Source organism: Streptomyces uncialis, from assembly GCF_036250755.1.
GTDB classification, from domain to species: Bacteria; Actinomycetota; Actinomycetes; order Streptomycetales; family Streptomycetaceae; genus Streptomyces; species Streptomyces uncialis.
In genome coordinates this window covers 7,330,539-7,344,496 of the sequence record NZ_CP109583.1, presented here as the reverse complement: position 1 = coordinate 7,344,496, position 13,958 = coordinate 7,330,539, and the positions used below count along the sequence as shown (strand labels likewise).

Genomic DNA, 13,958 nt, shown 5'->3' with positions numbered 1-13,958 from the left:
CTACGGCCCACTCAGCCCGCGTCGTCCCACAGCGCACCGAACTCCCGCAGCTCACCCGCGTGCTCGACCCGGTCGGCCCAGGACGCGGGCCACGCACCGGCGCCCAGGTGCGCGCCCGCGAACGCGCCGGTGAGACAGGCCAGGGAGTCGGAGTCGCCGGACGTGCAGGCGGCCCGGCGCAGCGCGGTCAGCGGTTCGTCGGGGAAGAGCAGGAAGCACAGCAGTCCGGTGGCGAGGGCTTCCTCGGCGATCCAGCCCTCCCCCGTGGCGAGGCAGGGGTCGGTCTCCGGGGAGGGCGACCGCAGCGCGGCACGGAGCCGGTCGAGCACGGCCGCGCACTCGTCCCACCCGCGCGCGATGAACTCCTGCGGTGACCGGTCGTCGGCGCGGCTCCACAGATCGCCCAGCCAGCGCTCGTGGTAGCGGGTGCGGTTCTCGTACACGTACGAGCGCAAGCGCCCGACGAGTCCGGCCGGTTCGGCGCCGCGGGCGAGGAGCCGTACGGCGTGGGCCGTGAGGTCGGACGCGGCGAGCGCGGTGGGGTGGCCGTGGGTGAGGGCGGCCTGCAACTGGGCCGCGCCCGCGCGCTGTTCGTCGTCGAGTCCGGGGACGAGTCCGACGGGCACGACGCGCATGTTGGCGCCGCAGCCCTTGGAGTGGATCTGGCTGGCGTCCTGCCAGGCGCGGCTTTCGGTCTTGAGAAGGTCGCAGGCCTGGAGACAGGTGCGGCCGGGGGCGCGGTTGTTGTCGGGCGACCGGTACCAGTCGACGAACTCCTCCCGCACCGGGCGCTCCATCCGCAGCGGTCCGAGGGTGCCGCCCTCCTGGGCGGTGCGTAGCCCGCGCGCGAGAGCGAGCGTCATCTGGGTGTCGTCGGTGATGAACGCGGGGGTGGGCAGCTCCATCGTCCGCCAGGGTCCGCACTTGGCGAGGATCGACGGAACGTCGTTGAACTCGGTGGGGAAGCCGAGGGCGTCCCCGAGGGCGAGGCCGACGAGGGCCCCGGTGGCGGCGCTTGCCGGCTGCGGGCCACGGGATGTCGGGGTGATGGTCGGTGAGGCGGTCATACGGGCCGTCCTTCCGGGCGCAGCAGAGGTGGGTGCGGGGCGGTGGCCGTACCGGCGCGGTACAGCGCGGCGGGCTTTCCCCGGCCGCCGGTGAGTCTGGCGGCGCCGGGGACGGGTGCCACGAAGCCGGGCGTGGCGAGGACCTTGCGGCGGAAGTTGGCGGGGTCCAGCGAGGTGCCCCAGACCGTCTCGTAGACACGGCGCAGCTCCCCGAGCGTGAACTCGGGCGGGCAGAACTCGGTGGCGAGGGAGGTGTACTCCAGCTTGGCGCCGACGCGGGTGCGCGCGTCGGCCAGGATGCGGTCGTGGTCGAAGGCGAGGGGTTCCCAGCGGCCCTGCGGTACCCAGCGGGCGTGTGCCGCGTCGCCTCCGCCGCGCGGCTCGGGCAGGTCGGGGACGAGCGCGGTGTACGCGACGGAGACGACCCGCATCCTCGGGTCCCGGTCGGGGTCGCTGTACGTCCGCAGCTGTTCGAGGTGGAGTCCGGCGACGGTGTCGGCGGCCAGTCCCGTCTCCTCGGCGAGCTCGCGCCGGGCGGCCACCCCGGCGGACTCACGCGGCAGGACGAAGCCGCCGGGCAGCGCCCAGCGGCCCAGATAGGGCTCCTGGCCGCGTTGGACGAGCAGGATCTGGAGCGCGCCGTCCCGGACGGTGAAGACGGCCAGGTCGACGGTGACGGCGAAGGGTTCGAAGGCGTACTTGTCGTACCCCTCGGGGGCTCGGACGCCCTCGGGCGCGCCGGGGCCACCGTCGGACGCGCCGGGGGTACCGAGGCTGCCGGGGCTGCCGTCGGCGTCACCGGCGTCACCGGCGTCGCCGAGGTCGCCGGGGCGGGCTGCGGGGTCGGGGCGGGCGGCCGGGTTCCGGTCGTCGGAGCGGCTGGCGGACTGGTCCGGGCGCGTCGTCATCGTTGTCTCTCCGGGAGCGGGTCGGCGAGGTCCCAGCCCGCCGCGAGCAGGGCGTCGACCGCCGTCACGGCGGTGCGTACGCGCTCCTCGTGCGAGCCGGTCACCTGGATGAACTTCCGTCCGGTACGGAGAAGTTCCGCGCGGAAACGTTCAGTCATCCACGGTCTCAGTTCTTCGCCGTCCCGGAGCCCGTCGTCCTCGAACGGCACCCCGTGGTGGTCGGTGAGCAGCCACAGATGGTGGTCGACCTGGTCGGCGATCTCCTCGACCTGGGGGCGGCGTCCGCCGATGTACCGCTCGTGCCAGACGGTCGTGGCGAACGAGTCCGTGTCGCAGAACAGGACGGGTGAGCCCGCGCGGGCCGCCTCCTCCTCGCGTTCGTTCTGCCGCCGGGCGATGACCGGGAACTCGTCGGAGGTGAACTCGACGTCCTCCCACTGGGCCTCGGCCCACCGCGCGCGGAGCGCGTCGAGCTTGGCGGCGCTGTGCTCACGGCCGTACTCGGGCACCCACCGGGTGTCCGCCCATACGCCGCCCCGGTCCCGGTAGTGCGCGGCGAGGGCGCGGGCCAGGGTGGTGGTGCCGGTGGACTCGGCGCCGAGCACGACGACCCGGCGGGCCAGCCACGCCCGTACGGGGCCGGACAGCCGGTCCCAGTGGGCGACCGGGTCCGCGCGGACGGCCGTGCCGGAGACCGGGAAGGCGGTGCGTTCCAGGTCGACGCAGACATGCGCGGCGCCGAACCGGCGGGCGAGTTCGTCGCCGTACCGTTCCGAGGTGAGGACGGCGTCCACGGGGTGCGGCAGTCCGCGCAGCCCGGAGCGGAAGACCGCCATATGGGCGTCCCAGATCGCGGGGTCGCCGGTGTCCATGGGGATGTCGTCGACGACGCCGACGACCCGCGCGCGGGGATGGGCCTCGGCCATCCAGCGCACGCGCGCGTCGAGCGGGACGGACTCCACGGAGGCGGCGCACACCAGGACGGTGACCTCCGCGCAGTGTTCCAGCGCGCTGCGGACCAGATGGTGGTGGCCCGCGTGCGGTGGATAGAACTTGCCGAGCACGAGGCCGTGCCGGTAGCGGTGGGCCCCTCCCGCGCGGGCGCTCATGCCAGGGCCCCGGCGACGCGCGCGGGGGCGGGCAGGGCGCGCCGCCAGTTGCGCAGCCCGATCACGCACAGGGCGAGGAATCCGGCGTACAGGAGTGATGTCAGATACAGCTCCTTGTGCGCGTAGAGCGGGATGTAGACGAGGTCCGCCGCGATCCACAGCCACCAGGACTCGACCAGCCCCCGGCACTGGCCGTAGGTGGCCGTGAGGGACAGCGCGGTCGTCAGGGCGTCCCAGAAGGGCACGGTGGAGTCGGTCGCCCGGTCCAGGAGCAGGGTGAGGGCGAGTGTGCCCACCACCCCCGCCGTGAGCAGCAGGACCCCTTCGGTACGGCTCGTGCGCCGCACCCGGACGGGGCCGGAGCCAGGACCACCCCCGTGGGCCCAGGTCCGCCAGCCGTACACGGCGAGGGTGATGAAGACCAGTTGGAGTCCGGCGTCGGCGTACAGCCCGGCCTCGCTGAACAGCAGGACGAAGAACAGGTTGTTGGCGATGCCGACGGGCCAGTTGGCGATGTGCCGCCGGGTGACGAGCCAGACGCACAGCGCGCCACTGCCGAACCCGAGCACCTCGGTCCAGCTCACAGGGGTGCCGAGCAGGGTGAACAGCGGACGCTGCAACGGCTCGACGAGGTTCGCGAGTTCCACACCCGCCTCCTTAATGGTCGCTTCGACTATAAAGAGGGAGAGGGGTCCGCCACAAGGCGATTGCCCGGGGGATTTCCGTCGGCACACCGGAAATTCCGCCGGCCCGCCCGCGCGCGGGACCTCGGGTGGGGTCCCGCCCGTGCGCGGGGCCCGCCCGGGCCGGGACACGCCGAAGGCCGGGCCCGGGGAACTCCCCGGACCCGGCCTTCGGACACCTCGGGCGGTGTACCGCCACCAGGCGTGGAACTCGGTGGACCTTAGAGGTCGACCTCCTGCATGAGCATCCCGACCTCGGTGTTGGACAGCCTGCGCAGCCAGCCCGACTTCTGGTCGCCCAGGGTGATCGGCCCGAAGGCCACCCGCACCAGCTTGTCGACGGGGAAGCCCGCCTCCGCGAGCATGCGCCGCACGATGTGCTTGCGCCCCTCGTGCAGGGTCACCTCGACCAGGTAGTTCTTGCCGGTCTGCTCCACGACCCGGAAGTGGTCCGCGCGCGCGTAGCCGTCCTCCAGCTGGATGCCGTCCTTGAGCTGCTTGCCCAGGTCCCGCGGGATGGGTCCGACGAGGTGCGCCAGATAGGTCTTCTTGACGCCGTACTTGGGGTGCGTCAGCCGGTGGGCCAGCTCGCCGTGGTTGGTGAGCAGGATGACACCCTCGGTCTCGGTGTCGAGGCGGCCCACGTGGAACAGCCGGGTCTCCCGGTTGTTCGTGTAGTCACCGAGGCACTGCCTGCCGTCGGGGTCCTCCATGGTCGAGACCACACCGGCCGGCTTGTTCAGCGCGAAGAACTGGAACGACTGGGTGGCCACGGTCAGCCCGTCGACCTTGATCTCGTCGTTCATGGGGTCCACCCGGAGCCCCTGCTCGATCACGATGGAGCCGTTGACCTCGACCCGGGAGTTCTCGATCAGCTCCTCGCAGGACCGCCGGGAACCGTATCCGGCGCGCGCGAGCACCTTCTGGAGCCGCTCGCCCTCCTGCTCGGCGCCCGGGAACGTCTTCGGGGGCTTCACGTCCTTCTTGTCGGCGTACCGCTCCCTGTTGCGCTCCTCCGCCCGCGCGTCGTACTCGCGGGAGCGCGCCGGAGCCGTCCGGCCGCCGCGCGGCTGGGGGGACTGCCGGGGGCCGCCCTTGGCGCCACCGCGCGCGGCGGCACCCTTGCCGCTCCGGGGACCGGTGCCGCCGCCCTGGGAGCCGCCTCCCGACCCGCCGGAACCGCCCGCCTCGTAGCGCCGCTCCTCCGGGCGCGGGGGCCCGGTCCGCTTCTGCTTGTCGCCGCGCCCGTCGCCCGCGCCGCGGCTGTTACCGCGTCCGCCGCCCGTGCCGCGTCCGCCACCCGCGCCGCGGCTGTTACCGCGCCCGTCACCCGCGCCGCGGTTGTCACCGCGTCCGCTGGTCCTGCCGCCACCGCTGCCGCTGCTTCGCATCAAAGTTCCGTCTTGTCGTCTGCGTGCTCGAAGGTCCCGGAATCGGGTGCATCCGGATCGAACGACGGGACACCCTCCTGGGTCTCGGCCTCGATCGCCGCCGCCTCCGGGAGGAAGGGCGCGAGCTCCGGAAGCTCGTCCAGGCCTCGCAGGCCCATCCGCTCCAGGAAGTAGTCCGTCGTCCTGTACAGGATCGCACCTGTTTCGGGTTCCGCGCCCGCCTCCTCGGTCAGACCCCGCTGGAGCAGGGTCCGCATCACCCCGTCACAGTTCACCCCGCGCACCGCGGAGACCCGGGAACGGCTGACCGGCTGCCGGTACGCGACGACCGCCAGGGTCTCCAGCGCCGCCTGGGTCAAGCGCGCGTGCTGACCGTCCAGGACGAAGCCCTCGACGGCCGCCGCGTAGGCCGGCCGGGTGTAGTAGCGCCAGCCGCCCGCGACCAGGCGCAGCTCGAAGCCGCGCCCCTGGACGGTGTACTCGTCGGCCAGCTCCCGAAGGGTGTCGGCGATCTGCCGCCGGGGCCGCTGGAGGATCTTCGCCAGATGCTCCTCGGTGGCCGGTACGTCGACGACCATCAGGACGGCCTCCAGCGCGGGCCTCAGCTCCAGCGCGGCGACGTCCCGGGCCCCCGCCGGTCCCCCGGCCGCCATGTGGTCGTCCCTGTCACTCACACCGCACTCCCAGCCTTGTCGCGTCTGCCGCCCTGGTCACCCTCGCCGCCCGCCGTACCGTCGCCGTCCGATCGGCCGGTGGCGCGTCCACGGGCGTCCGGGTCCGCGGGGCGGTCGAACTCGTCCGTGACCCGGGGCGGCTCGTCCCCGTCGCCGCCGGTCCAGCGCACCAGGAGTTCACCGAGGGCCTCCTCCTGCTCCAGCGCCACGGCCTTCTCCCGGTAGAGCTCCAGCAGGGCCAGGAACCGCGCCACCACCGTGAGCGTGTCGCCCGCGTCCGCGACCAGCTCCTGGAAGCTCGTCTCGCCGCGTTCCCGCAGCAGTGCCACCACCGCCGCGGCCTGTTCCCGCACGCTCACCAGCGGGGCGTGGATGTGGTCCACGTACACCTGGGGCTCGGGGCAGGGCTGCATCGCCTTGACGGCGAGCCGCGCGAACCCCTCGGGCCCGATGCTGATCACCACGTCGGGCAGCAGTTCCGCGTGGTGCGGTTCCAGTCCGACGGTGCGCGGCCGGCGCAGGGCCTCGGCCTCCAGCCGGGCACCGAGGATGTCCGCGATCTGCTTGTAGGCGCGGTACTGGAGCAGCCGGGCGAAGAGCAGGTCCCGCGCCTCCAGGAGCGCCAGGTCCGCCTCGTCCTCAACCTCCGCGGTCGGCAGCAGCCGGGCCGTCTTGAGGTCGAGCAGGGTCGCGGCGACGACCAGGAACTCGGTCGTCTCGTCCAGGTCCCAGTCAGGTCCGCGGCCCCGGATGTACGCCATGAACTCGTCGGTGACCCGGGACAGCGCGACCTCGGTCACATCCAGCTTGTGCTTGGCGATCAGCTGGAGCAGCAGATCGAACGGCCCCTCGAAGTTGACCAGCCGCACCTGGAAGCGGGTGTCGCCCCCGCTCGCGGCGCCCGTGCCGCCGGATGCCTCCGGCACCTCTTCACGCACGAGCGCGTCATCGGACACGAGCGCGTCATCAGGCGTTTCTTCCGCAGGCCCACCGGGCTCCCCGGGCCGCCAGGACGCCTCGGACCCACCGAGCCCGTCGGACCCGTCGTGGCCGTCGGACCCCGCGGGTCCCGTACCCAGTACACGTCGCCCCCGCCGAGGGCTACCGACCACGAAGCCGCCGTACCAGGATGCTCGCGTCGCCCCGTGACTCCAGATCGGCCAGGACGACGGCGACCGCCTCCCGCACGATCCGCCCCCGGTCCACCGCGAGACCGTGCTCGCCCCGCAGCACGAGCCGGGCGTGCTCCAGGTCCATGAGCTCCTCGGCGGACACGTACACGGTGATCTTCTCGTCGTGGCGTTCCCGGCCGCTGGGCCTGCGCGCCGCGCGGCCCCGCCGCCGGGCCGCGCTGCCGGACGCGGGCGCGACCGCGCCCCGGCCGGCCGTGGCGGTGGCCCCTGTCGCCCCTGTGGCGGCCTCCGGGGCCGTACGGCGCCCAGGATGCCCTGGAGACTGTTCCATGCCGTCAGACGAGCGCTCAGCGCCCCGGGTGCGGGACTCCCCGGCCTCCGCGTCGGCCGCGGAACCGTGCTCGGCCGCGCCCTCGCCGTGCCGCCCGTTCTGCTGCGGCGTGTGCGGGGAGCGGGCGGGCGACGGTACGGACGGCTGAGCCGCCGACGGCTCCGTGCTCCCGTCGGCGGCGGTCCCGTCACCCTCGGCGGCGGGACCCGGCACCCTGGCCCCGCCGTTCGGCGGGCGCCTGGGGGAGGACGACTGGAGCGCCGTCCCCCCGGTGGTACGGAACAACTCGTCGGCTCCCGGCAGACTCACTCGGCGTGACACCGGGCGAGCACCTCCCTGGCGAGCTGGCGGTAGGCGGCGGCACCGACGGAGTTCGACGCGTACGTGGTGATCGGCTCACCGGCGACCGTGGTCTCCGGGAAGCGGACCGTCCGGCCGATCACCGTGTGGTACACGTGATCGTCGAACGCCTCCACCACGCGCGCGAGGACCTCGCGGCTGTGCACCGTGCGGGAGTCGTACATCGTGGCGAGAATGCCGTCGAGCTCCAGTTCCGGGTTGAGCCGCTCCTGGACCTTCTCGATCGTCTCGGTGAGCAGGGCCACACCGCGCAGCGCGAAGAACTCGCACTCCAGCGGCACGATCACCTTGTGCGCCGCGGTGAGCGCGTTCACCGTCAGCAGACCGAGCGAGGGCTGACAGTCGATCACGATGTAGTCGTAGTCCGGCAGCAGCGGCTTGAGCGCCCGCTGGAGCGTGGACTCGCGCGCCACCTCGGAGACGAGCTGCACCTCGGCCGCGGACAGGTCGATGTTGCTCGGCAGCAGGTCCATGTTCGGAACGGCCGTCTTGAGCAGCACCTCGTCGGCCGACATGCCCCGCTCCATGAGCAGGTTGTAGACCGTCAGGTCCAGCTCCATCGGGTTCACCCCGAGGCCGACCGAAAGGGCGCCCTGGGGGTCGAAGTCGACGAGGAGGACCCGGCGTCCGTACTCCGCGAGGGCGGCACCCAGGTTGATGGTCGACGTGGTCTTGCCGACGCCGCCCTTCTGGTTGCACATCGCGATGATCTTCGCGGGTCCGTGCTCGGTGAGCGGGCCCGGGATCGGGAAGTACGGGAGCGGGCGGCCCGTGGGGCCGATGCGCTCCCGGCGCTGCCGTGCCGCGTCGGGCGCGAGCGTGGCCGCGTACTCCGGGTCGGGCTCGTACTCCGCGTCGGGGTCGTAGAAGTGCCCGTCGGGCAGGTCGTAGTCGGCGAAGTGGCTGTCGCCGTTTCGGTCGCCGGCCATGGCGTTCACGTGAGGGCCATCCATGCTCTGGTGTGCTGTCTGAATCCGCTGGGGACTCTGCTGGTGGGCTGCGAAGGTGCGGACAGCGACCGAGCCGACAGCCTCGAACCCCACGGGGCCCTGGCCCCGCCCAGGGATTCCTGGTTGACCACCCCCGGGAGTAAATGTCGACTCATTCACAAGTCGTCTTACCTCCTTGGTGACCAGGAAACTTCTCGATAGGTCAGCGTGGCACCATGCCGACGGTTGGCGACTCTATGGCGTGTCACCGCTCCGCAGCAACACAATCCGCCGGACCCGGCACGATGTGTCGGCATCGGAACCCGCCCCTGTCAAGGGCGTACGGCGGCTCTCCACCGCTGTTCACGGGTGTACGAATCGGTTAAAGGGTTACGTTCGAGGCGAGTTGGACCGGTCGGTACGAACACCTCACAGCGCTTCGCACAGTGGCGCGATCCACACATCGACATGCCTACGGCCGGACCTCGTCCACAAGGTCCGGCCGTACGCGTGAGCTTGGCGGCATCCGTTGACCGCGACGCGCGGCGCCGCAGGTCACCGGCCGCGCCGCCGGGCGCGGTCGGGCTCAGCCGAGAAGCGTGTCGAGCTCCAGGTGGTCGAGCCCGTGGGCCTCGGCGACCTCGCGGTAGACGACCTTGCCGTCATGGGTGTTCAGGCCCTTGGCCAGCGCCGGGTCACGGCGCAGCGCCTCGACCCAGCCGCGGTTGGCCAGCTCCACGATGTAGGGCATCGTCGCGTTGGTGAGGGCGTAGGTGGAGGTGTGGGGCACCGCGCCGGGCATGTTGGCGACGCAGTAGAAGACCGAGCCGTGGATCGGGAAGGTCGGCTCGGCGTGCGTGGTGGGACGCGAGTCCTCGAAGCAGCCGCCCTGATCGATCGCGATGTCGACAAGAACACTTCCCGGCTTCATCCGGGACACCAGCTCGTTGGTGACGAGCTTGGGGGCCTTGGCGCCGGGGATGAGGACCGCGCCGATGACGAGGTCGGCGTCGAGGCACGCCTTCTCCAGCTCGAAGGAGTTGGAGACGACGGTCTGGATGCGGGTGCCGAAGAGCTTGTCGGCCTCCTTGAGCTTGTTGATGTCACGGTCGAGCAGCGTGACGTGGAAGCCCATGCCGATGGCGATGGTCGCGGCGTTCCAGCCGGAGACCCCGCCACCGATGACGACGGCCTTGCCCGCGGCCACACCCGGGACCCCGCCCGGCAGCACACCGCGGCCACCGGCCGGGCGCATCAGGTGGTAGGCGCCGACCTGCGGGGCGAGCCGGCCCGCGACCTCGGACATCGGGGCGAGCAGCGGCAGCGCGCGGTTCGGCAGCTCGACGGTCTCGTAGGCGATCGCGGTGGTGCCGGAGGCGACGAGGGCGTCGGTGCACTCCTTGGAGGCCGCCAGATGCAGGTACGTGAAGAGCGTCTGGTCCTTGCGCAGCCGGTGGTACTCCTCGGCGATGGGCTCCTTGACCTTGAGCAGCAGGTCGGCGGTGGCCCACACCTCGTCGGCGGTGGCGAGGATCACGGCCCCGGCGGCGACGTACTCGGCGTCCGTGATCGACGACCCGGCACCGGCGTTCTGCTCCACGACGACCTGGTGGCCGTGGCGCACCAGCTCATGCACACCGGCGGGGGTGATGGCGACGCGGAACTCGTTGTTCTTGACCTCGCGGGGGATGCCGACCTTCATCGTCGATCACGGTCCTTGACTCAGGGGTTTTTTCGGGGCAATGCACTACACACCCGGATATGCGTGGGCACATCGAGCGGCACCACGAAAGAACGCGGCGGAGCCAGTCTAATGAAGGACTTCCAGCTGTCTAGCCTTCCAAAGCATCAATCTTTCCTGGATGCACTGCGGATTTCGTAGGTGGAATCGGTGATTCCGCCTTACACCTCCCTGATTACGGGCCCGATCACCGTCATCGGCACGGCGTTCCGGTGCCCCACGGCCCCCGGTAGAGGGCCGCCGGAACACAGCCCCACGCGCCCCCGCACGCCACCCTGCGCCCCGCCACGCCCCACCCCGCTCCGACCCGTCACGGGCGACCACCCGGCCCGACCAGCTCGACCAGCCCGTCCGGCCGGTCGGCGAGTCGGTCGGCCGGCGAGTCGGTCGGCCGGGCTGCGGTGAGCTCTCGGTATGCCGGGGGTCGCAGGACGGGCGACGGCACCCGGTGTGCCGGAGGGCTCAGAACCGGCCCCCGGCATTCGGCACCCGAAGCGCCAGGCGGCTCAGGACCGGCCGCGCGGTTTGCCACCGCGTGAGCTCCGCCTGCGCGTCGGCCCGGACCGCTGTTCCGCTTCCGGGGCGGGGGCGATCGGCGTGAGCGGTACCACGACGGATTCCGCGGCCGCGTCCCCCGCGCGCTCCACGGTCTCCGGCTCGCCGGGTCCCGCCCCGCCCGGGTCCGGCGCCACGGCGGGTCCGGGAGCACCCGCCCCGGCCGCAGGTCCGCTCACGTCAAGCGCGGGCCTCGCCTGGTCCGCGCCACCGGCGGCCGGTGCGGCACCGGGTTCCTCCACGACGAGCGCGGCGGGCGCGGCGGGCCGGGCGTCGGGTCGGGGCGCGCTGTCCGGCGCGCTGTCCGGCGCGCTGTCCGCGCCGTCGGCACCGGGACGTGCCACCGGCTCCGGGACGGCCTCCGCCCGCGTCGGGGCGACGGGCTCCGCGGCGGGCTCGCGAAGCAGTTCCGGTTCCGGCCCGACGAGGCCACCCGGCCCGCCCAGGTCGTCCGGCCCGCCCAGGTCGACCGAGGCCGCGTGCTCGTCCCGGCTCGTCCGGCTGCCGTCCGACCCGGTGCCGCCGCTGTCCGGACCGTCCTGGACACCCGAGGCGGCCAGGGCATCCGAGGTACCCGAGGCGGCCGATGCGCCTGAGGCATCCAGCGACTGAGGCGCATCAGAGGCCCGCGGGGCGTGCGCGGCGTCCGGGACACCCGAGACGTCCAGCACCTGCGGGACACCCTGCCCAGCCTGACCACCCGGAGCGCCCTGACCGCCCGCAGCACCCGCAGCACCCACAGCACCCACAGCACCCACAGCACCCACAGCACCCACAGCGACCTGAACACCTAGGCCGTCCTGGCTGTCCGGACTGTCCGGGCCGTCGTGCGGGGTGACCGGGTCGTCCGGGCCGATCCCACCACCAGGGGCGGACACCGTCGTGCTCCCCGCCGTCCGGCCGGCCGTCGCCACGCCCGTGCCCGTGCCCCCGTACTCGTACCCGTCCGGCCCGGCCGGGTCCTCGCCCAGCATCCGCTCGGCCGCGTTGCGGTGCAGCTGCGCGGTCGAGGAGTCCCCGAGCCGGTCGAGGGTGTCCGCCAGCCGGAGCTGGAGCGCGGCCTGGAGCCGGGCGTCGTCGGCCCGGCGTGCCCACTCGACGGCCTCGTGGCAGGTACCGAGCGACTCGTCGGGACGGCCCGCGTACTCCTGCACCCGGGCCAGCTCGCTGAGCGCGCGGGCCACCGCGGGGATGTCCCCGGTCCTGCGGTGCCCGGACACCGCCGAACGCCAGTTGCGCAGGGCGTCGCCGTAGCGGCCCGCGTAGGTCTGCACGCCCGCGATCCGGCCGTGCAGCCGGGCCGCGTCCTCCCCTTCACCGCGGGCCAGCCGCTGGGCCAGCGCGCGTCCGTACCAGTCGGCGGCCCGGTACCAGTCCCCCAGTTCCTGATAGGCGCCGCCGACGGACTCCATCGCGCGGCCGGTCGCGTACGGGTCCCGGGCCTGCCGTCCGGCGTCCAGCGCGGCCCGGTAGCGGACCAGGGCGTCCTGGGTGCGGCCGGTCCGGGCGTCCAGGTCGGCGAGGTTCAGCAGGGCGGCGGCCCGTTCACGCGGGAGGTCGCGGCGCTCGGCCACGTCCAGGACCAGCGCGTGGATGCCGTACAGATCGGGGGCGGCGGCCCCGGTGCCCTCATGGGCGACGAGCGCCCGGGTCAGCGCGGCCATCAGCCGGCGGGCCAGGGTGTCCAGCTCGCCGTCCGCGACGGCCGTCCGGGCGGCGGCGAGCAGCGCGGGCCGCCGGATGCGCAGCCAGTCGGCGGCGGCCCGCGGGTTGGGGAAGCGCAGCGCGCGCGGGAGCCCGGCGAGCCGGCTCTGGGCCAGGGCGTCGTCGGTCTGGGTGATCGCGCGGCAGGACTGGAGCAGCCGTACGGTCCGCTCCAGCATGCGGGCCCGCGCGAGCTGGACCTCGGCGGGCCGGTCCTTGGTCTCGGTGAGGTTGCGCAGCAGGGGGACGAGGCAGTCGGGGACCTCGTACTGCGGGAGCGGGGAGTCGACGCGGCGCAGCAGGCCGAGCGCGGTGAAGTCGTCGAGGGTCGACCGGGCGGCGGAGACCGAGCAGCCCGCGAGGGCGGACGCGGTGTGCGGGTCGGCGAGGCCGCCGGGGGTGAGGCTGAGCAGTCGCAGTATCCGGGCCGCGACGGCGGGCAGGGCCTCGTAGGAGTGGTGGAAGATCCGGGCCAGGACGGGGCCGTCCTCGGACCGGGCGCGCAGCCGTTTGGCGAGGTCCGCGACGGACGACTTGGGGCGGGCGGCGAGCCAGCCGCCGGCGAGGACGAGCGCGGCGGGCTGGGCGCCGCATTCCTCGACGAGTCCTTCGGCGGCGAGCGGGTCGACGGTGACGCGTACGGAGCCGGTCCAGCGGGTGAGGAGCTCCACGGCCGACTTGGTGTCGAGGCCGCCGAGGGTGCAGGGCCGTACGTCGGCGACGCCGGTCAGGGGGCCCTCGGTGACGGCGAGGACCAGGCTGGACGGGGTGGGCGGCACCAGTTCGTCGACCTGTTCGGCGTCGGCGGCGCCGTCGAGGAGGAGCAGTACGCGCCGGTCGGTGAGGGCTTCGCGCAGATCGGCGGTCAGGTCGTCGGCGGACGCCCCCGCGGGGGCGGGGACGCCGAATGCGTCGAGGAGCGCGCGGGCGGCCCGGTCGGTGGGGACGGGGGTGCCGTCGGGTTCGGTGAGCCGGGCCCGGAGCACCCCGTCGGGGTAACGGTGCGCGACCTGCCGGACGAGTTCGTCGGCGAGGGCGGTGCGGCCCGAGCCGGGGCGTCCGGCGATGAGCAGCACGCGCGCGCGTGGCGCCTTCTTCCCGGCGATGGTGTCGAGGCCGGCGCGTTCGATGTCGGCGCGCAGCTCCTTCAACTCCCGGGTCCGTCCGAGGAACTGACTCTCCGTGGGGGCGGTCGCCGACGCACGGGGCCGCCCGCCCCCGGAAAGCCGGGTGCCGTCGGTGTCCACCGCCTGATCCGTCACGGGCCACGCTCCCGTTCCACTGCGCGCAGGTGCCCGCCGGGGCTCCGGACGGGGTGCTTTCAGAGCCTAGTTCACGCTCTGCGACGAACAGTGAGGAGCACGGCGGGCGGG

Annotated in this window: 10 protein-coding genes and 1 pseudogene; all 11 read right to left on the bottom strand. The window is 73.3% G+C overall.

Annotated elements, in window-relative coordinates; all coding sequences use genetic code 11:
• Positions 1–11: 11 nt before the first annotated feature.
• A complete protein-coding gene (locus tag OG711_RS30720) occupies positions 12–1,067 on the bottom strand; it encodes an ADP-ribosylglycohydrolase family protein (RefSeq protein WP_329561752.1) in 1,056 nt (351 codons plus the stop codon).
• Positions 1,064–1,975 carry an NUDIX hydrolase gene (locus OG711_RS30715; RefSeq protein WP_329561749.1) on the bottom strand — a complete coding sequence of 304 codons (912 nt, stop codon included), beginning with the start codon at positions 1,973–1,975 and terminating at the stop codon, positions 1,064–1,066. Before OG711_RS30715 ends, OG711_RS30720 begins: the two co-directional genes overlap by 4 nt.
• Positions 1,972–3,084, bottom strand: a complete 1,113-nt coding sequence (locus OG711_RS30710; protein WP_329561747.1) for an AAA family ATPase — start codon at positions 3,082–3,084, stop codon at positions 1,972–1,974. Before OG711_RS30710 ends, OG711_RS30715 begins: the two co-directional genes overlap by 4 nt.
• The gene (pnuC, locus tag OG711_RS30705; RefSeq protein WP_329561745.1) at positions 3,081–3,731 is read right to left on the bottom strand and encodes a nicotinamide riboside transporter PnuC; all 651 of its coding nucleotides are present in this window, start codon (positions 3,729–3,731) and stop codon (positions 3,081–3,083) included. The genes OG711_RS30710 and pnuC overlap by 4 nt, the downstream gene beginning before the upstream one ends.
• A gap of 257 nt (positions 3,732–3,988) precedes the next feature.
• Positions 3,989–5,158 (bottom strand): pseudouridine synthase, encoded by a 1,170-nt coding sequence (locus OG711_RS30700; RefSeq protein ID WP_073792353.1) that lies wholly within the window; start codon positions 5,156–5,158, stop codon positions 3,989–3,991.
• Positions 5,158–5,811 carry an SMC-Scp complex subunit ScpB gene (scpB, locus tag OG711_RS30695; protein ID WP_099280390.1) on the bottom strand — a complete coding sequence of 218 codons (654 nt, stop codon included), beginning with the start codon at positions 5,809–5,811 and terminating at the stop codon, positions 5,158–5,160. The genes OG711_RS30700 and scpB overlap by 1 nt, the downstream gene beginning before the upstream one ends.
• Positions 5,812–5,828: 17 nt before the next feature.
• Complete coding sequence (locus tag OG711_RS30690; protein WP_405675046.1) at positions 5,829–6,770, bottom strand: segregation and condensation protein A; 942 nt, start codon at positions 6,768–6,770, stop codon at positions 5,829–5,831.
• A gap of 163 nt (positions 6,771–6,933) precedes the next feature.
• Positions 6,934–7,617 carry a hypothetical protein gene (locus OG711_RS30685; RefSeq protein WP_073792355.1) on the bottom strand — a complete coding sequence of 228 codons (684 nt, stop codon included), beginning with the start codon at positions 7,615–7,617 and terminating at the stop codon, positions 6,934–6,936.
• Positions 7,602–8,723 carry a ParA family protein gene (locus tag OG711_RS30680; protein ID WP_073792418.1) on the bottom strand — a complete coding sequence of 374 codons (1,122 nt, stop codon included), beginning with the start codon at positions 8,721–8,723 and terminating at the stop codon, positions 7,602–7,604. The genes OG711_RS30685 and OG711_RS30680 overlap by 16 nt, the downstream gene beginning before the upstream one ends.
• 448 nt (positions 8,724–9,171) lie before the next feature.
• Positions 9,172–10,287: an alanine dehydrogenase gene (gene ald / locus OG711_RS30675; protein ID WP_073792356.1), complete on the bottom strand. Its 1,116-nt coding sequence runs from the start codon at positions 10,285–10,287 to the stop codon at positions 9,172–9,174.
• Positions 10,288–11,825: 1,538 nt separating this feature from the next.
• Positions 11,826–13,847: pseudogene (locus OG711_RS30670) on the bottom strand (AAA family ATPase); the annotation flags it as partial.
• Positions 13,848–13,958 lie beyond the last annotated feature (111 nt).

Bases quoted from the DNA above. Each gene is read 5' to 3' on its own strand.
- OG711_RS30720 (WP_329561752.1), bottom strand. From the start codon at position 1,067: ATGACCGCCTCACCGACCATCACCCCGACATCCCGTGGCCCGCAGCCG.
- scpB (WP_099280390.1), bottom strand. From the start codon at position 5,811: ATGGCGGCCGGGGGACCGGCGGGGGCCCGGGACGTCGCCGCGCTGGAG.
- ald (WP_073792356.1), bottom strand. From the start codon at position 10,287: ATGAAGGTCGGCATCCCCCGCGAGGTCAAGAACAACGAGTTCCGCGTC.
- OG711_RS30715 (WP_329561749.1), bottom strand. From the start codon at position 1,975: ATGACGACGCGCCCGGACCAGTCCGCCAGCCGCTCCGACGACCGGAAC.
- OG711_RS30700 (WP_073792353.1), bottom strand. From the start codon at position 5,158: ATGCGAAGCAGCGGCAGCGGTGGCGGCAGGACCAGCGGACGCGGTGAC.
- OG711_RS30710 (WP_329561747.1), bottom strand. From the start codon at position 3,084: ATGAGCGCCCGCGCGGGAGGGGCCCACCGCTACCGGCACGGCCTCGTG.